Source organism: Streptococcus sp. HMSC077F03 (assembly GCF_001812375.1).
Classification (GTDB): domain Bacteria; phylum Bacillota; class Bacilli; order Lactobacillales; family Streptococcaceae; genus Streptococcus; species Streptococcus oralis_S.
Window position 1 is genome coordinate 1 of record NZ_KV808776.1, and the last position, 15,354, is coordinate 15,354.

Below are 15,354 nucleotides of genomic sequence, written 5' to 3' on the forward strand. Positions count from 1 at the left end.
AGCGAAGGATGATGCACCAAAAAGCGAAGAAGTAGTAAGTGTTCAATATGTAGACAATAAATTTATTTTTTCTGATGAAGAAACCGCTAAAAAAATATGGAAGTTTGACAGATTTTTATTTCAAAAGTTGACTTTAAATAAAACTGAATTGTCTAAGTTAAGATTAAAAGAGAAATCGTATAATAGCGTGACGAATGGTTTTAGTATTTTATATCTTACAGAAAATGAAATAGTTAATAATTACTTTCATAAAAACGATTCTGAAACATCTGTACTAGAGATTGGAAGCTCTCTACAAAACGAGGGTTATTACTACTACTCAATTTTACTAGATTATAATGATGGCTATTATTTTAGAGAAACGGTATCAAATGCGGAGGTATATAATGGCCAATAGTGGAATTCCAACTTTAGATGCGTCTAATCTGACTTACGAATTTGAAAATGTTCGAGTTCAACAGTCGGATATCGGAGATGATAAAAATAAACGGCTTAGGGAAGTTAATAAATTGAAGACTATCCCCTCCAACCTCCAATATCTAGATGATTTTCATGATGACTCTACTGGGACGAGTGGTACAGCTTTCCTAGATAAGGATAGTGGAGAGGTGATTATTGCCTATACGGGAACGAATCCTAATGCGGATATAGCCAAGGATGTCGCTACAGATATCGGTAGTATAGCCATGGCGCTCGGTTTTCATTATGATGAAGCTTTCACATTTTACGAAAGGATTCGACAGAGATATGGGGATAATATTACTCTAACTGGACATTCTTTAGGAGGGAACATCGCTCAGAGGGTGGCCTTAGAGTATAACGCTCCCCGTACTGTGGTATATAACTCGGCCCCTCTCTACTTAGAAGGTCTTATCGAATCTAAAGATAAAATCATAGATTATCTCACTCCGTGGGATTCAGCAAGGGAGAAGATAATCAATAAACAAAAGACATTCACAGGTCAAGTAGTACGAATCCGGACTCAAGATGACTTTCTTAACAATATCTCAAAGCCTTTTTTAGGTGTATACTTGGGAGAAGATTACCTGCTTAAAAATTCTGGTGGTCACAGCCTTGATCCAGATATTACGGGTGATAAAAATCAAATTAACCAAATCAAGGATATTTTGGAAAAACAGAGTCCAGAGAAAATGACTGGACTTGAAAAGAAGAACTATGAAACCCTGAAGAAATTACAAGGTGTCAAAAATGGACTTCTAAAGCAGTTGAATACTCAATTTTTATCAGATGGTAGTATAAATAGCCATGAGATGTTTTTCTTGGACAGCGTCCAAGCAACTGCTGTTGCGACAGCAATGACAGAGAGTGTCAGCAACGGACACAACGAGATTGAGGCAGTGGCGAAAAAAGCAGTTGCGGATGCTGAAACACTCTACGATAAAAGTAAGGAAGTTCCCTGGTTTGTAACAGAGTTAACTTATGATGAGATAGAGGATGTCTATGCAGAAGCTGGGGTAACGTATGATAGTATTGTGGGTGAGACTCAGAGACATTTTGATGAAAAAGTAAGTAAATCAGCTGAGATTGTAAAAGCCTTTACGGATTTGGAAACCAACATTCAGAAAGGTGTTGAACAGGCAGTTGAAGGAGACGAAAGCTTGGCAAGGGATATTAATCAATGGACAAACTAGAAGAAATTCAAATTAAAATAAAAAAGCAAGAAGATGGTCTTTTGTCCTTGGAGGATGACTATAGAACTGCTAAGAAGAAAATAGAAGAATCTTATGAAAATTTGGATGATAATCGTTCTCAGTTGACCAGATTATATGAGGAGTTTGAAAACATCGCTTATGATTTTGGTAGACAGAATTCTGGAGATGAGAGAGAGCGCCACCAATTTCTGATACTCTTAGAATCTTATGCAGTTGAGACAAGGAGTGAGTATCTTCGTCAATATGCTAAAATAGAAGCAAAAGATGAAGAGTTGCAGACTCAGTACCGAAAAGAGCGCTCTCGCATAGAGAAAGAGTTAGAAGAGAGTTATAGTCAAAGAAAAGACTTATATGAGTTAGAAAGGGGGCAGAAGAAATGCTAGTGGATTTAGTCATAGATGCTTTGATTGGACCTATGTCAGAATCAGCCAGACGAGAAATCAAAAAAACATTAGAAAGAGCAGCTATCAAAGCATTTTGTGCTCCTCCTATAAAATCAGGTAGAAAAGGTATTGTAGATAAGTACGATGAGGAGATAGGGGTTCTTGCTATGACAAATAAGACTGCTGTAACGACTTTAGCAGCTCAAATGGATAGTTCAATTAATGGTTTAGGACAAAAAGCAATTAGCGAGACTATTAGTAAAAATAGTACATCTTTTGAAGATTTAACTCCTAAAAAGAAAAAATAGTGCTTTAACTATGCCATGTTCCTTTCCAATTTTTCCAAATATTCCTATTCAAAGTCATCTTCGGATGGCTTTTTGATAAGTTACTAGAAATGTAGAGGTACTTGAGATGCGTAAAAAATTACAAAGAAAAGTGACAGAAGAAAAACCAAGCTATAGTCGAGAAGAAATTCAGTGGTTGCTTGAGCATTTGGGAGATCCCTCTCCAGAAATTCGAGACGAACTTGTTTTTACGAGTTTGGCTAGAGGGATTCAAGAAGAACTGTTTTCCCTTGAACAGTTTCAGTTTATCTCAGAAGAGGTCTCCTCTGATGAAGGTCTATACAAAGAGATTGATAGTAGAGGAGTTTCGGCTCTTAAACGTTCTTTTAGGGCGCTTATTTATGCCAATCTTTTGTCTGCAGATGGTAACGAGCACTCTCTTTTCTATAAAGGATTAAAAGCTGATATAAGAAATGCTATGCTATCTCAAGGTTTGCATTACCTAAAAAAAGAAAAGGATACGACAGGTTTTTCAAGTCAGTATGGTTGGGTTCATGCTTTTGCGCATGGAGCGGATCTCTTGACGGAAGTTATATGCCATTCTAGCTTTCCAAAGTCAGATATAGCCGAAGCATTTGAAATCATTGGGAAAATCTTTAAAGGAGTTGATATTCGTTTTACAAATGATGAAGATTGGCGGTTAGCCAGAGCGTTTTATGAACCAATCTTACGAGGGAAAATCGAACCGTCTCTACTTACTGCTTGGCTGCAAACAGTCGAATTTCCCCTGAAAGAAGCAAACGATTTCCATAAATTTTCCAACTTCAGATCTTGTTTGCTGGAAATTTACCTTCAACTAGACTGTCATAATCTTTTACAAGATGACTTGAAAAAAATCATTCAATCTTTTCACTATTAAATTTTATACGGTTACTGTATGGGAAGTTCTTCTAATAGATTAGCTAATCGTTTTGAAAAAGTGTTGAAATCGAAATGGTGCAGATAGTAAAAGAGGTTGGATATTTATCCCAACCTCTTTTTATGTATCTTAATGGAATTGCATACCACCATCAACGATAATGGTTTGACCTGTGATGTAGTTTGAATCTGGTCCAGCAAGGAAGCTGACAGCTGCAGCCACATCTTCTGGTTCAGATAGACGTTTCAAGGCAATATCTTTTGCGAATGTCTGCATTCCCCATTCGTCATCTTTTCCAGCATTTTTCCCAACTTGGTGAGCAATATCGTACATCATTGGGGTTTTTACGATACCTGGTGCGTAGGCATTGACAGTAATGCCTGAGTCTGCCAAATCTCGTGCCAATGTTTGTGTAATTCCACGAACAGCAAATTTTGTACCACCATAAACTGTCAGATTAGGATTTCCGACAACACCTGCTTGAGAGGTTGCGTTGATAATTTTACCACCGTGACCAAGTGCTTTAAATTGAGCTTGAGCAGCTTGGGAACCCCAAATCACCCCACCGACGTTAATACCGAATGTACGTGTAAATTGTTCTTCTGTAATCGTATCAAGAGGAGTAGTTGGGGCGACACCAGCGTTATTTACGACAACATTCAAGTCACCAAAATGGTCAACAACCTTTTGAAATGCTTGGGCAACTTCTACTTGTTTTGAGACATCTGCTACGACAGCAAAAGCATTTTCAGCTGATAATTCGGCAACAGCTTTTTCAGCCGTTTCTGGATTGTAGTCTAAGACTCCTACTTTAAAGCCATCTTGAACCAAACGTTTTGCAATTGCAAAACCAATTCCTTGACCTGCACCTGTGACAATAGCAACTTTAGACATATGATTCCTCCTTGGTATAAGCGATACCGTTCAAATGTCCTATGAAAGGACAGCAAAGGTTTATAAATGAGCCTTGATAACGATTCTTGAAACCCCCATCAACGCTATACTAATAGTATACACCTTTGAAAAAAATGTTTCAAATAAATGCCTCTATTGTATAACAGGCTTCAAATGAAGCCTCAACAAAAATTTCCAAGTCACTTTTCTTGAATCCGTTCATTTGTTTTGGTAAACTGATACATAGTTTTTAAAAAAAGGAGATGGAAAATGAAAAAATTTGTCGCTGAATTAATCGGTACTTTTATGCTTGTGTTCATCGGAACAGGAGCAGTTGTTTTTGGAAATGGTGTTGGAGGTCTTGGACACCTTGGAATTGCTTTTGCCTTTGGTTTGGCAATCGTGGTTGCAGCTTTCTCAATCGGAACTGTTTCAGGTGCTCACTTGAACCCAGCTGTTTCGATCGCTATGTTTGTAAACAAACGTTTGTCATCGAAAGACCTTGTCAACTACATCCTTGGACAAGTAGTTGGAGCTTTCCTTGCGTCAGCTGCAGTATTCTTCCTCTTGTCTAACTCAGGAATGTCAACTGCTAGTCTTGGTGAAAATGCCTTGGCAAACGGTGTCACTGTATTTGGTGGTTTCTTGTTTGAAACAATTGCAACTTTCTTGTTTGTTTTGGTTATTATGACTGTAACTTCAGCAAGTAAAGGAAATAGTGCTATCGCTGGTTTGGTGATCGGTTTGTCATTGACAGCTATGATCCTTGTGGGCTTGAACATCACTGGACTTTCAGTAAACCCAGCTCGTAGCTTGGCCCCAGCTGTCTTGGTTGGTGGTGAAGCCCTTCAACAAGTATGGATTTTCATCCTTGCTCCAATCGTTGGTGGTGTTCTTGCAGCTCTTGTTGCAAAAAACTTCCTTGGAACAGAAGAATAATTGAAACTCAAAAAGCCTTGCTCCTCAGTTTGAGGAACAAGGCTTTTTCGTATGATACTCTTCGAAAATCTCTTCAAACCACGTCAAGTTCCATCTGCAACCTCAAAACAGTGTTTTGAGCTGACTTCGTCAGTCTTATCTACGACCTCAATGCAGTGCTTTGAGCAACCTGCGGCTAGCTTCCTAGTCTGCTCTTTGATTTTCATTGAGTATGAGTTTAGCGGTTGTCAATTTTCTCTGGATAAAGGTCGTGTTGGAAGAGGCGTTGTTCTGCCAAGCCTTCATACTTAGTTCCTGGCTTACCGTAGTTGTAGTAGGGGTCGATTGAGATGCCACCGCGCGGAGTGAATTTTCCCCATACCTCCAAATAGCGAGGGTCTAGTAGATTGACCAAGTCTTTCCCGATGGTGTTGATACAGTTTTCATGAAAATCTCCATGATTTCGATAGCTAAAGAGGTAGAGTTTGAGGGATTTTGACTCGACACAGAGCTTGTCAGGAATGTAGGAAATATAAATGGTCGCAAAGTCTGGCTGAGCAGTGATTGGGCAAAGCGAGGTAAATTCAGGACAGTTGAATTTGATGAAATAGTCATTTTCAACATGACGATTGTCAAAGGATTCGAGGACTTCGGGTTGATATTCGAAAATGTAGTTGGTTTCTTTGTTGCCCAGTAGGCTGATGTTTTTCATTTCTTCTTGTTGTGACATGATTTTTCTTTCTAATCTTAAACACCACGTTGGTTATCGTAGAGTAGAGTATGCAGTTGAGGGAGGACGCGGACATTGCCCCAGCTATCATCAGCGGCGATGCGTTCCCAAAGTTCTTTGAGGCGATCTAGTTGGTCTTGGACAATATTGCCTGTAGCCTTGGGCTCAGGATTTCCAGCCGATAAGAAGAGGACATCTGGTTGGTAGCGTTCTTGAATCCCTTTAGCAAAGGCCAAATCAGCATCATCAAAGACAGGAATTTTAAAGGTGACCTTGTCTGGATCTAGTTGGGAAACGATAAAGTCCAAGGTCTCGAAGTTGATTTCCATCTTGGATGAAGGAGGCTTGGGACTCAGGGTGACCTGATCGATATCTTTTAACCAATTTTGCCAGCGGGAGCCTTGGGTCTCAACTGCCAGAGTGACACCACGTTCCTTGAGCTTAGTGACCAGTTCAGCCATGTTAGCTGCTAGGATAGCAGGATTTCCCCCAGATAGGGTAACGTAGTCGTAGCTTCCTAGTTTGTCTAAGGCAGAAATGACTTCGTCAGCGGTCATGCGAGTAGGCTTCTCAGAACCATCCCAAGTAAAGGCAGAGTCGCACCAGTCGCAGTGGTAGTCGCAACCAGCAGTGCGGACAAACATGGTTTTCTGCCCGATAGCACGGCCTTCACCTTGAAAGGTTGGGCCGAAAATTTCCAGAACTGGTAGTTTGAGGACACGTTCCCTAGTCATCTAACCACTCCCGTCTAAACTCCGCAAAGGCAGTCGGAGTTTCATAGAGGCGAACGTATTCCAAACGGAGACCGCGCTCGTCAGGCAACTCTTGACTCATGGTTTGGAAAATCCAGTAAACCATATTTTCAGCAGTCGTGTTCATATAAGGCAGAGTTTCATTGAGATAGCGATGATCCAAATGGGGCTCTAAGTAGTTCTTGTAGATGGCTTTGATATCTCCGAAATCGTAGGTCATGCCCCGTTCATCTAAAAATCCACTGACAGCGATTTGTAAATGATAAGTGTGGCCGTGCAGGGACTTGCATTTTCCCTCATAGTGAAAGAGGTGGTGGGCAGCATCAAAGGTAAATTCTTTTGATACCAAGGTTCTGTGAGGATTGTAGACCAGAGACTCGCCAGTTTCTTGTTTGATTTCTTTGGGTGCAAAAAACATTAGCCCTCTCCTTTCTGTGAAAGATAAACATCTAGTCCATGCTGACGTAGATGGCAGGCTGGGCAATCTCCGCAGCCACTACCGATAATCCCATTGTAGCAGGTTAAGGTCTTCTCACGAACGTAGTCAAAGGCACCAAGTTGGTCGGCTAACTCCCAAGTTTCAGCCTTGTCTAGCCACATGAGAGGTGTTTGGATAACAAAGTCGTAATCCATGGCAAGGTTGAGAGTAACATTGAGGGATTTGACAAAGACATCCCGACAATCAGGGTAGCCTGAGAAATCTGTCTCGCAGACACCTGTCACGATATCTTTAATGCCTCGTTGCTTGGCAAGAACTGCCGCAAAGGACAGAAAGAGGTGGTTGCGGCCGTCAACAAAGGTATTGGGAACCTCTCCCTCTTTTTGCTCGATCTCCAGATCAGAGGTCAAGGCATTTTCAGTGATTTGCCCCAGCAGAGACATATCTAAGATGTGATGACGAATGCCTTGTTCCTTAGCGATTTCTTGGGCAACTTGAATTTCGAGATGATGGCGTTGGCCGTAAGCAAAGGTGACAGCTTCGACTGTTTCATAGTGTTCTTTAGCCCAAAAGAGGCAGGTTGTGGAATCTTGACCGCCACTAAAGACGACCAAGGCTGATTGACGTTTCATAGTACTCCTTCCAAAATGGGAAATGTTCAGAGCACGCAAAAAGCTCCCATGAGGGAGCTAAAAAATACCAAGTAGAGGTTTTTTTTAGCGATGGCATGTCCCAAACATCGTAATATTCTACCTACAGTCTAGCATATTTTTTGAAAAATGGCAAAGGGCAAGAAAAAAGAGACCAATAAAGTACTTGGTCTCTCGTGTGATTAGCTCAATTCAGCAACGATAGCCTTGATTTGTTCTGCAGTGTGAACACCAGCAACTTGTTTTACCACTTGGCCGTCTTTTTTGAAGAGAAGGGTTGGGATAGACATGATTCCAAAAGCACGAGCTGTGTTTGGATTTTCATCAACGTCCATTTTAACGATTTTCAAGACATCTTCTGAAAGTTCTTCAGACAATTTGTCCAAGATTGGACCTTGCATACGACATGGACCACACCAAGCTGCCCAGAAGTCTACCAAGACCAAACCGTCTTTTGTTTCTTGTTCGAATGTTGCATCTGTAATTGCTTTTGCCATTGTATTTCTCCTTTTTTAGTTATATTGGCTTAAATCTTGTTTCATGAGATAGAAGAAGACATCTCCATAAGTCCCATGGTAGTCCAAATCATGACCGTTGTAAGTTAATTTTTGGACTGGGTAGTAGTCTGCGAGGCCGATAAGGCAAGCTTGTTGTGAACGATCAAAGTCGTCATAAGATTCGAACGTTATAGTTCTTTCGTTCTTGCTGGCATCTAGATAGGTAATTTCAATCATTTTAAAAACTCCTTTGTTTAATGATGACTTTATTTTACTCCTTGTAAAAGAGAATGTCAAGAAAAATGATTGCGCACGCAACTTTTTTCTAAAATCATCTTAAATCAAGAAATCCAAACCTGTTTCCAAGCTTTCTTCGACAGCCTTCTGTAGAGAGGCCAGTGTCTTTTGCCCATCACTTGTCAGGCAGATAAAGCTAGAACGTCTATCTTGATCACAACACATGCGACTAAGTAGACCGCAATTTTTGGCTTCCAAGCGAGCCACCATCCGAGAAACAGCGCTCGGGCTCAGATGAAGTTTATCTGGCAGGTCAATCTGGCGTAGAGATTTTTCTTGGGCCAAGTCCAGATAGTAGAGCAGGTAAAACTCTTTCAAGGTCAGACTTTGGTCACTCTGCTGGGCAATGGTCTCTTCCAAGAGACCTTCAATTTCTTTCTGACGACGATTGAAATCAAACCACTTTTCCAAATAGCTCATTGCTTTCTCCTTTCTTTTCAAAGTAAAATCACAAAGTCATTACTGACTGTCTCTACAACACAAGATGATTGCGCATGCAATGATTATACTACTTTTAACTAATCCTTGCAAGAGAGAAGAATTGCGATATTTCCTTGAAATTTTCTGAAAAAAGAGTAAACTGGTATGCAAGAAGTCTATTTCGTGGAGTTTAGGATGAAATTATATGTTCAATTAATGATTCTCTTTGTGATTTCTCTTATCGGAGAGGGAATTTCTAGTTTCTTTCATCTGCCCATCCCAGGCAGTATTATCGGTTTGATTATTCTCTTTCTAGCCTTACAGTTCAAGTGGCTAAGGACCAGACATGTCAACATGGTTGGAAATTTCTTGCTGGCCAATATGACCATTCTCTTTTTGCCGCCAGCAGTGGGTATCATGGAAAAGTTTGATGTGATTGCCCCTTATCTTTTACCCATCGTCTTGATTGTCTTTTTTGCGGCTGTCATCAACATTATCCTTATTGCCCTAGTGGTTCAGTTTATCAAGAGACGATTTGAGGGAGATTATGAGAAAGGAGATGCCAAATGAGCGAATTTGTATCCAATCCTCTGTTTGGGATTGCATTATCTATCCTAGCTTATCTAGTGGGGATGTTGATTTACAGACGTTTTCCCCATCCCTTGACAACACCCCTGCTTTTGTCAGCCATTTTTATCATTATTTTCCTTAAGGCGACGGGTATTTCTTATCAAGATTATTACCAAGGTGGGGTTTATCTGAACAACTTGATTGTCCCATCGACCGTGGCTCTAGGGATTCCGCTTTATAAGAGTTTTCATCTGATGAAGCACCATGCGCGGAGTATTCTCTTTGGTAGTCTGTTAGCAGTAGTTGTCAATACTAGCTTCACTGCCATAGTAGCGAAAATCTTTGGCATGGACTTTTTCCTAGCCATTTCTCTCTTTCCCAAGTCAGTGACAACCGCCATGGCAGTGGGAATCACAGAAAAATTGCAAGGATTAACAACTGTAACCTTGGTCGTCGTAGTGGCAACTGGGATTTTGACTAGTGTAATCGGACCAACCCTTTTGAAATGGTTGAAGATCGATGACCCAGTGGCTGTGGGACTTTCTCTTGGAGGAACAGGTCATGCTGTCGGAACGGGAACAGCCTTTCGATACGGCTCAGTAGCAGGAGCCATGGGTGGCTTGGCTATCGGTGTCACTGGTATTCTCTACGTCTTTGTCAGTCCCATCGTAGCCAGTTTGATATTGAGTTAAAGAAAAACCCAGCTTTCTAGCTGGGCATTTTTTATTGCAAATTAACCTTGTTTTTCAAGATATAGTAGGTACCGAGATAGTAGATAGCTGATAAAAAGAGATCGCGCAAGATTTCTGTACCAATCATCATGTTAAAGTTATTTTCAATTCGGAAAAAGAGAGAAACATAACCAATGACGATGGCAATGACGATATAGGCTAGAATTCCCATAGCTGTTCGATACTCATTAAAGAGTTGCCCGATTGAGATTGCGAGGTAAATGGACAAGATCCATGCAATCGAACCTGCTAGAAGAGACAGGGCATAGAGCCAACCGTAGCTTAGGTAAGGGGAAATGAAGTTATAGAGGTAAGTGAAGTCTTTTTCTATCGGTGTTAAGAAGAAGATAATCAGTACACTCAAGATAAAGACGATATAGCTTAAGATGGACCAGACAAGACCACCTAAAAGTTTTGCGATGATGATTTGGTGCTCAGAGACAGGCAAGGTCAGGGTCAAATACCCTTGGCGGTCATAAACACTCCCCTTGAATCTTCGGATGATTAAAAAGATTGTTGCAATCCAAAGAGTGACGCTGAGTCCTCCAAAGACTAGTACTAAAAAGAAGATGAAATAAGCAGCATTGTTAGGATTGTAACTCTGGCTAAGGCTGCTAATAAAAGCTCCAATCAAAACTGAAATCGCAAGTACAGCACCGTAGAGTGCAAGATACCATTTATTGATATTTTTAAATTCATAACGAACTAAATTCCAAAACATAATAATCTCCTTTGCTTAGGCTTTAAATTCCTGGCGGAAGAGCTGGTCAATTGATTCGCCTGACTCGTAACGAATATCATCGACATTTCCTTGGCGGACGACTTTTCCGTCTTTGAGGAAGATGATCTCATCCAATATTGGCTCAATATCTGAAATCAAGTGGGTTGAAATCAGCACCGTAGAGGTTGGTGAGTAGTTGTTAATGATGGTATTGAGGATATAGTCACGGGCAGCTGGATCCACGCCTCCGATCGGTTCGTCGAGAACGTAGAGGTGGGCTTCGCGGCTCATAACCAGGATGAGTTGAACTTTTTCCTTGTTCCCTTTTGATAGTTTCTTGAGGCGACTGTTCTCATCAATGCCAAGATCAGCTAACAGGTGTTGGGCTCTTTCGAGATTAAAATCCTGATAGAAGGTTTTAAAATAGGTTAGAGCATCCTTGACCTTCATCTCTTCATTGAGATAAGTCGTGTCAGGCAGATAGGAGACGATCGCCTTGGTAGCAGGACTTGGATCCTGTCCGTTAATGAGGACACGTCCTTTATTTGGCTGAAGGAGGCCATTGATCAGTTTGATCAAGGTTGTTTTTCCGGATCCGTTTGGTCCAAGGAGCCCGACAATCTTTCCGGCTGAGATCTCTAGTGAGATATTGTCAAGTGCCGCAGTTGCTCCATATGATTTTGTTACATTTTCAAGTGCTAGTAGTGTCATAGTCTTAAACTCCTTTAATATAGTCGCTTAATACATTTGGCAGTTCTTCTTTTTGGTAGCCAAATTGAAGCATGCAAGAGACGAATTGTTGCAGTTGCTCCTCAGAAAGTTGTTTGCGGGACTGAACGATGAGGTCCAAATCCTCGGTGACAAAACGACCAGTTGTCCGCTTGCTGTATACAAATCCTTCACGTTCAAGGTCAGACAAGGCGCGCTGGATGGTATTGGGATTGACCCCAGCCTCGCTCGCCAAATCTCTCACGGTAGGGAGCTGTTGGTTGGGTTCCAGTTCATGGGAAACAATCTGTAATTTGATTTTTTCCATAATCTGTAAATAAATCGGTTTTGTATTATCAAATGACCAGGACATCATAGTCTCCTTTCTTTGTCTTTGTTGTTCTAATTAAATAATACAATAAAACAAAAAACTTGTCAAGTAAAAATAAGAATTGTTTTGGGAATTGCTCAAAAAATGGTATAATGAAAAGAAAACGACAAGGAGGGAAATGCATGCGTTGTCCAAAATGTGGGGCTACCAAGTCTAGTGTTGTTGATAGTCGACAAGCCGAAGAAGGAAATACTATCCGTCGAAGACGTGAGTGCGACGAGTGTCAGCATCGTTTTACAACCTATGAACGAGTAGAAGAAAGAACACTGGTTGTTGTCAAAAAAGACGGTACGCGAGAGCAGTTTTCGAGAGATAAAATCTTTAATGGGATTATCCGCTCAGCCCAGAAGCGTCCTGTGTCAAGTGATGAAATCAACATGGTGGTCAATCGTATTGAGCAAAAACTCCGTAGTCGCAGTGAGAATGAGATCCAAAGTGAATACATTGGTTCTTTAGTCATGGAAGAATTGGCAGAGCTGGATGAGATTACCTATGTTCGTTTTGCCAGTGTTTACCGTAGTTTTAAGGATGTGAGTGAGTTGGAGAGTCTGCTCCAGCAAATCACCCAGTCCTCTAAAAAGAAAAAGGAAAAATAGATGAAGCCAAATGACCGTTTTTCTTTTCTAAAGAATAATCGGGTGTCGCAAGATACCTCTTCTCTGGTGCAGTGCTACCTCCCGATTATCGGTCAGGAGGCACTGAGCCTCTATCTATATACCATTACCTTTTGGGATGGTGGGCAAAAGGAACACCTCTTTTCCCATATCCTCAACCACTTAAACTTTGGCATGCCGACCTTGCTCCAATCCTTCAAAGTCTTATCTGCCTTCGATCTGTTGACCCTTTATCAGAAGGAGAATGTCTATGAATTACAGCTTCATTCTCCCCTTTCCAGTCAAGAATTTCTAAGTCATTCTGTCTATAGCAGATTATTAGAGAAAAAGATTGGGGATACAGCTGTTTCTGCTATGAAGCAGACTCCAAGTGAGGGAGAAGCACTCTCTGTTTCTTTGAGCCAAGTCTTTCCAACCCTGACTGAAGAAGTGACACCAAGCGAGTCTAAAAGCAAGTTAAAAAATGATTTTGACTTGGAACATTTCCAGCGTCTGATGGCTCGAGATGGCTTGCGTTTTGAAGACGAGCAGGCGGATGTTTTGGAATTGTTCGCCATTGCAGATGAAAAAAAATGGACCTGGTTTGAAACCTATCAATTAGCTAAGGCGACAGCTGTAGCTCAGGTTATTTCTGTCAAACGCATGCGTGAAAAGATAGCACAAAAACCAGCTACTTCTGACTTTAGCCCCAAAGAAATGACCATTATCAGGGAAGCCAAAAATAAAACTCCCCTGCACTTTTTAGCCGAAATCAAGCAAACGCGTAAGGGGAACATCACCCAAAGTGAAAGAGAACTCCTTCACCAGATGGCGTCTTTAGGCTTGTTGGATGAAGTCATCAATATCGTCTTGCTTCTAACCTTTAACAAGGTTGATTCGGCCAATGTCAATGAGAAATATGCCATGAAGGTCGCCAATGACTATGCTTATCAAAAAATTCGGACAGCAGAAGAAGCTGTGCTTCGGATTCGAGAGCGTCAGCAAAAAGGCCAAGAAGACAAAAAATTGAAAACTAGCTCGACTAAGACAAATGTTCCCAAGTGGAGCAATCCAGAATATAAAAATCAAACCAGCGAGGAAACTCGTCTGGAACTAGAACGTAAAAAACAAGAAATGTTAGCCCGATTAGAAGAAGGAGGAGACTAGATGGAAAGTGTGGGTGACGTTATCAAACGTCAGACAAGTCGTTTTCAGTATCAGGACTTAGTCCAGCAGATTATGAAAGACCCAGATGTGGCGGCTTTTATCCAGAAAGAATCCCTCAGTCCAGAGGAGTTGAATCGTAGCATCTCCAAGTTCAACCAATATATCACAGAACGTGACAAGTTTCTTCGTGGGGATGCGGACTATATAGCGCGTGGCTACAAGCCTATCTTGGTTATGAATCACGGTTATGCGGATGTGTCTTATGAAGAAACACCAGAACTAATCGCGGCAGAAAAAGAGGCTGCAATTAAGAATCGTCTCAAATTGATCAATCTACCAGCCAGTCTCAAGAAAGCGAAGTTGGCTCAGATTGACCTGGATGATCTAGGACGATTACCGATTTTTGAGAGACTCTATGCCTTTGTTGACCTTTACCCTAGTATCCGAAAAGGTCTCTATCTTTACGGAGATTTTGGTGTCGGTAAGAGTTTCATGATGGCGGCCTTAGCTCATGACCTATCTGAAAAACGTGGAGCATCAACGACGATTCTCCACTATCCAAGCTTTGTCATTGATGTGAAAAATGCCATCGGTGAAGGATCAGTGAAGACCTTGGTGGATGAGATCAAATTAGCAGAAGTATTGGTCTTGGATGATATTGGTGCAGAGCAGTCGACACCTTGGGTGCGTGATGAGATTCTTCAAGTCATTCTTCAGTACCGCATGCAGGAAGATTTGCCGACCTTCTTTACTTCCAACTTTAATTTCCAAGATTTGGAAAAACATTTTGCCAAAGGAAAGAATGGAAATGACGAGACTTGGGAAGCTAGACGGGTCATGGAACGAATCCGTTATTTAGCTGAGGAGACAAGACTAGAAGGAGAAAATCGCCGATGACAGAAACCATTAAACTGATGAAAGCCCATACTTCAGTTCGTCGCTTTAAGGAGCAAGAAATTCCTCAAGCGGACTTGGACGAGATTTTGACTGCTGGACAAATGGCGTCATCTTGGAAAAATTTCCAATCCTATTCTGTGATTCTTGTACGTAGTCAAGAGAAGAAAGATGCCTTATATGAATTGGTTCCTCAGGAAGCCATTCGCCAGTCAGCTGTCTTTTTGCTCTTTGTCGGTGACTTGAACCGAGCTGAAAAGGGAGCAAGTCTTCATACGGACACTTTCCAACCTCAAGGGGTAGAAGGCCTCCTTATCACGTCTGTTGACGCTGCGCTTGCGGGGCAAAATACCTTGCTTGCGGCTGAGAGTCTGGGATATGGTGGTGTTATCATCGGTTTGGTCCGTTATAAGTCAGAAGAAGTGGCAGAACTTTTTAACCTGCCTGACTATACCTACCCTGTTTTTGGGATTGCCCTTGGCGTGCCAGATCAACAACACGAGGTCAAACCAAGACTGCCTTTGAACCAAGTGGTATTTGAAGAAGAATACCAAGAACAGCCCGTAGCAGCGATTTTGGACTATGACATAGTTCAGGCAGACTATGCTGGTGCGCGTGCGTCGACCTCTTGGAGTCAACGTTTGGCTGAGCAGTTTGGTCAAGCCGAACCTCGTTCAACTCGGAAAAATCTAGAACAGAAAAAGTTATTGTAGAAAGTGA

The 15,354-nt window shown here is 41.4% G+C and carries 22 protein-coding genes and 1 pseudogene; 12 read left to right on the forward strand and 11 right to left on the reverse strand.

Annotated elements, in window-relative coordinates; all coding sequences use genetic code 11:
• From HMPREF2853_RS03975 to HMPREF2853_RS03995, 5 genes and pseudogenes are all read left to right on the forward strand, one after another.
• A pseudogene (locus HMPREF2853_RS03975) lies at window positions 1-397 on the forward strand (hypothetical protein); the annotation flags it as partial.
• Window positions 387-1,652, forward strand: coding sequence for a Tle-like phospholipase domain-containing protein (locus HMPREF2853_RS03980; RefSeq protein WP_083306887.1), 1,266 nt, complete (start codon window positions 387-389; stop codon window positions 1,650-1,652). The pseudogene HMPREF2853_RS03975 and the gene HMPREF2853_RS03980, both read left to right, overlap by 11 nt.
• Window positions 1,640-2,056 (forward strand): hypothetical protein, encoded by a 417-nt coding sequence (locus HMPREF2853_RS03985; protein ID WP_070534930.1) that lies wholly within the window; start codon window positions 1,640-1,642, stop codon window positions 2,054-2,056. Before HMPREF2853_RS03980 ends, HMPREF2853_RS03985 begins: the two co-directional genes overlap by 13 nt.
• Window positions 2,050-2,364: a hypothetical protein gene (locus tag HMPREF2853_RS03990; protein ID WP_000959511.1), complete on the forward strand. Its 315-nt coding sequence runs from the start codon at window positions 2,050-2,052 to the stop codon at window positions 2,362-2,364. The genes HMPREF2853_RS03985 and HMPREF2853_RS03990 overlap by 7 nt, the downstream gene beginning before the upstream one ends.
• A gap of 106 nt (window positions 2,365-2,470) precedes the next feature.
• Entirely contained in the window at window positions 2,471-3,262 is a 792-nt protein-coding gene (locus tag HMPREF2853_RS03995; RefSeq protein ID WP_070534932.1) for a DUF2785 domain-containing protein, read from the forward strand.
• Window positions 3,263-3,391: 129 nt separating this feature from the next.
• Here HMPREF2853_RS03995 and HMPREF2853_RS04000 read toward each other — a convergent pair whose 3' ends face one another.
• Complete coding sequence (locus HMPREF2853_RS04000) at window positions 3,392-4,156, reverse strand: (S)-acetoin forming diacetyl reductase (RefSeq protein WP_070534935.1); 765 nt, start codon at window positions 4,154-4,156, stop codon at window positions 3,392-3,394.
• A 270-nt stretch (window positions 4,157-4,426) separates the two neighbouring features.
• Here HMPREF2853_RS04000 and HMPREF2853_RS04005 point away from each other — a divergent pair, with 270 nt between their 5' ends.
• A complete protein-coding gene (locus tag HMPREF2853_RS04005; RefSeq protein ID WP_070534937.1) occupies window positions 4,427-5,095 on the forward strand; it encodes an MIP/aquaporin family protein in 669 nt (222 codons plus the stop codon).
• A 217-nt stretch (window positions 5,096-5,312) separates the two neighbouring features.
• On the opposite strand, the gene queF is transcribed toward HMPREF2853_RS04005, so the two are convergent.
• The 7 genes from queF to HMPREF2853_RS04040 form a co-directional block, all read right to left on the reverse strand.
• Window positions 5,313-5,804 carry a preQ(1) synthase gene (queF, locus tag HMPREF2853_RS04010; RefSeq protein WP_045592513.1) on the reverse strand — a complete coding sequence of 164 codons (492 nt, stop codon included), beginning with the start codon at window positions 5,802-5,804 and terminating at the stop codon, window positions 5,313-5,315.
• 17 nt (window positions 5,805-5,821) lie between these two features.
• Window positions 5,822-6,538 (reverse strand): 7-carboxy-7-deazaguanine synthase QueE, encoded by a 717-nt coding sequence (queE, locus tag HMPREF2853_RS04015; protein WP_070534939.1) that lies wholly within the window; start codon window positions 6,536-6,538, stop codon window positions 5,822-5,824.
• Window positions 6,531-6,974 carry a 6-carboxytetrahydropterin synthase QueD gene (gene queD, locus HMPREF2853_RS04020; RefSeq protein ID WP_000464575.1) on the reverse strand — a complete coding sequence of 148 codons (444 nt, stop codon included), beginning with the start codon at window positions 6,972-6,974 and terminating at the stop codon, window positions 6,531-6,533. The genes queE and queD overlap by 8 nt, the downstream gene beginning before the upstream one ends.
• Window positions 6,974-7,627, reverse strand: coding sequence for a 7-cyano-7-deazaguanine synthase QueC (queC, locus tag HMPREF2853_RS04025; protein WP_000828763.1), 654 nt, complete (start codon window positions 7,625-7,627; stop codon window positions 6,974-6,976). Before queC ends, queD begins: the two co-directional genes overlap by 1 nt.
• 200 nt (window positions 7,628-7,827) lie before the next feature.
• On the reverse strand, window positions 7,828-8,142 hold the full coding sequence (gene trxA, locus HMPREF2853_RS04030; protein WP_001029576.1) for a thioredoxin: 315 nt from the start codon (window positions 8,140-8,142) through the stop codon (window positions 7,828-7,830).
• Window positions 8,143-8,157: 15 nt separating this feature from the next.
• Window positions 8,158-8,379, reverse strand: a complete 222-nt coding sequence (locus HMPREF2853_RS04035) for a DUF4649 family protein (RefSeq protein WP_000570247.1) — start codon at window positions 8,377-8,379, stop codon at window positions 8,158-8,160.
• A gap of 99 nt (window positions 8,380-8,478) precedes the next feature.
• Complete coding sequence (locus tag HMPREF2853_RS04040; protein ID WP_000120821.1) at window positions 8,479-8,859, reverse strand: MarR family transcriptional regulator; 381 nt, start codon at window positions 8,857-8,859, stop codon at window positions 8,479-8,481.
• Between the two features lie 195 nt (window positions 8,860-9,054).
• On the opposite strand from HMPREF2853_RS04040, the gene HMPREF2853_RS04045 reads away from it, so the two are divergent.
• The gene (locus HMPREF2853_RS04045; protein WP_000781325.1) at window positions 9,055-9,429 is read left to right on the forward strand and encodes a CidA/LrgA family protein; all 375 of its coding nucleotides are present in this window, start codon (window positions 9,055-9,057) and stop codon (window positions 9,427-9,429) included.
• The gene (locus tag HMPREF2853_RS04050; RefSeq protein ID WP_001288935.1) at window positions 9,426-10,121 is read left to right on the forward strand and encodes an LrgB family protein; all 696 of its coding nucleotides are present in this window, start codon (window positions 9,426-9,428) and stop codon (window positions 10,119-10,121) included. The genes HMPREF2853_RS04045 and HMPREF2853_RS04050 overlap by 4 nt, the downstream gene beginning before the upstream one ends.
• A 31-nt stretch (window positions 10,122-10,152) precedes the next feature.
• On the opposite strand, the gene HMPREF2853_RS04055 is transcribed toward HMPREF2853_RS04050, so the two are convergent.
• Genes HMPREF2853_RS04055 through HMPREF2853_RS04065 form a run of 3 tightly spaced genes read right to left on the reverse strand, consistent with a single transcriptional unit; the run spans window position 10,153 to window position 11,962 of the window.
• Complete coding sequence (locus HMPREF2853_RS04055) at window positions 10,153-10,881, reverse strand: hypothetical protein (protein ID WP_070534941.1); 729 nt, start codon at window positions 10,879-10,881, stop codon at window positions 10,153-10,155.
• Between the two features lie 15 nt (window positions 10,882-10,896).
• Complete coding sequence (locus HMPREF2853_RS04060) at window positions 10,897-11,592, reverse strand: ABC transporter ATP-binding protein (RefSeq protein WP_070534943.1); 696 nt, start codon at window positions 11,590-11,592, stop codon at window positions 10,897-10,899.
• Between the two features lie 4 nt (window positions 11,593-11,596).
• Entirely contained in the window at window positions 11,597-11,962 is a 366-nt protein-coding gene (locus tag HMPREF2853_RS04065; protein WP_070534945.1) for a GntR family transcriptional regulator, read from the reverse strand.
• Between the two features lie 140 nt (window positions 11,963-12,102).
• On the opposite strand from HMPREF2853_RS04065, the gene nrdR reads away from it, so the two are divergent.
• From nrdR to HMPREF2853_RS04085, 4 genes are read left to right on the forward strand one after another with little or no spacing between them, the layout of a single operon-like run.
• On the forward strand, window positions 12,103-12,576 hold the full coding sequence (nrdR, locus tag HMPREF2853_RS04070; protein ID WP_001203678.1) for a transcriptional regulator NrdR: 474 nt from the start codon (window positions 12,103-12,105) through the stop codon (window positions 12,574-12,576).
• Window positions 12,577-13,740, forward strand: coding sequence for a DnaD domain protein (locus tag HMPREF2853_RS04075; RefSeq protein WP_000803928.1), 1,164 nt, complete (start codon window positions 12,577-12,579; stop codon window positions 13,738-13,740).
• A complete protein-coding gene (gene dnaI / locus HMPREF2853_RS04080) occupies window positions 13,741-14,637 on the forward strand; it encodes a primosomal protein DnaI (RefSeq protein ID WP_000446485.1) in 897 nt (298 codons plus the stop codon).
• Complete coding sequence (locus HMPREF2853_RS04085) at window positions 14,634-15,347, forward strand: NADPH-dependent oxidoreductase (RefSeq protein ID WP_049500121.1); 714 nt, start codon at window positions 14,634-14,636, stop codon at window positions 15,345-15,347. The genes dnaI and HMPREF2853_RS04085 overlap by 4 nt, the downstream gene beginning before the upstream one ends.
• Window positions 15,348-15,354 lie beyond the last annotated feature (7 nt).

Bases quoted from the DNA above. Each gene is read 5' to 3' on its own strand.
- HMPREF2853_RS03980 (WP_083306887.1), top strand. From the start codon at position 387: ATGGCCAATAGTGGAATTCCAACTTTAGATGCGTCTAATCTGACTTAC.
- HMPREF2853_RS03985 (WP_070534930.1), top strand. From the start codon at position 1,640: ATGGACAAACTAGAAGAAATTCAAATTAAAATAAAAAAGCAAGAAGAT.
- HMPREF2853_RS03990 (WP_000959511.1), top strand. From the start codon at position 2,050: ATGCTAGTGGATTTAGTCATAGATGCTTTGATTGGACCTATGTCAGAA.
- HMPREF2853_RS03995 (WP_070534932.1), top strand. From the start codon at position 2,471: ATGCGTAAAAAATTACAAAGAAAAGTGACAGAAGAAAAACCAAGCTAT.
- HMPREF2853_RS04000 (WP_070534935.1), bottom strand. From the start codon at position 4,156: ATGTCTAAAGTTGCTATTGTCACAGGTGCAGGTCAAGGAATTGGTTTT.
- HMPREF2853_RS04005 (WP_070534937.1), top strand. From the start codon at position 4,427: ATGAAAAAATTTGTCGCTGAATTAATCGGTACTTTTATGCTTGTGTTC.
- queF (WP_045592513.1), bottom strand. From the start codon at position 5,804: ATGTCACAACAAGAAGAAATGAAAAACATCAGCCTACTGGGCAACAAA.
- queE (WP_070534939.1), bottom strand. From the start codon at position 6,538: ATGACTAGGGAACGTGTCCTCAAACTACCAGTTCTGGAAATTTTCGGC.
- queD (WP_000464575.1), bottom strand. From the start codon at position 6,974: ATGTTTTTTGCACCCAAAGAAATCAAACAAGAAACTGGCGAGTCTCTG.
- queC (WP_000828763.1), bottom strand. From the start codon at position 7,627: ATGAAACGTCAATCAGCCTTGGTCGTCTTTAGTGGCGGTCAAGATTCC.
- trxA (WP_001029576.1), bottom strand. From the start codon at position 8,142: ATGGCAAAAGCAATTACAGATGCAACATTCGAACAAGAAACAAAAGAC.
- HMPREF2853_RS04035 (WP_000570247.1), bottom strand. From the start codon at position 8,379: ATGATTGAAATTACCTATCTAGATGCCAGCAAGAACGAAAGAACTATA.
- HMPREF2853_RS04040 (WP_000120821.1), bottom strand. From the start codon at position 8,859: ATGAGCTATTTGGAAAAGTGGTTTGATTTCAATCGTCGTCAGAAAGAA.
- HMPREF2853_RS04045 (WP_000781325.1), top strand. From the start codon at position 9,055: ATGAAATTATATGTTCAATTAATGATTCTCTTTGTGATTTCTCTTATC.
- HMPREF2853_RS04050 (WP_001288935.1), top strand. From the start codon at position 9,426: ATGAGCGAATTTGTATCCAATCCTCTGTTTGGGATTGCATTATCTATC.
- HMPREF2853_RS04055 (WP_070534941.1), bottom strand. From the start codon at position 10,881: ATGTTTTGGAATTTAGTTCGTTATGAATTTAAAAATATCAATAAATGG.
- HMPREF2853_RS04060 (WP_070534943.1), bottom strand. From the start codon at position 11,592: ATGACACTACTAGCACTTGAAAATGTAACAAAATCATATGGAGCAACT.
- HMPREF2853_RS04065 (WP_070534945.1), bottom strand. From the start codon at position 11,962: ATGTCCTGGTCATTTGATAATACAAAACCGATTTATTTACAGATTATG.
- nrdR (WP_001203678.1), top strand. From the start codon at position 12,103: ATGCGTTGTCCAAAATGTGGGGCTACCAAGTCTAGTGTTGTTGATAGT.
- HMPREF2853_RS04075 (WP_000803928.1), top strand. From the start codon at position 12,577: ATGAAGCCAAATGACCGTTTTTCTTTTCTAAAGAATAATCGGGTGTCG.
- dnaI (WP_000446485.1), top strand. From the start codon at position 13,741: ATGGAAAGTGTGGGTGACGTTATCAAACGTCAGACAAGTCGTTTTCAG.
- HMPREF2853_RS04085 (WP_049500121.1), top strand. From the start codon at position 14,634: ATGACAGAAACCATTAAACTGATGAAAGCCCATACTTCAGTTCGTCGC.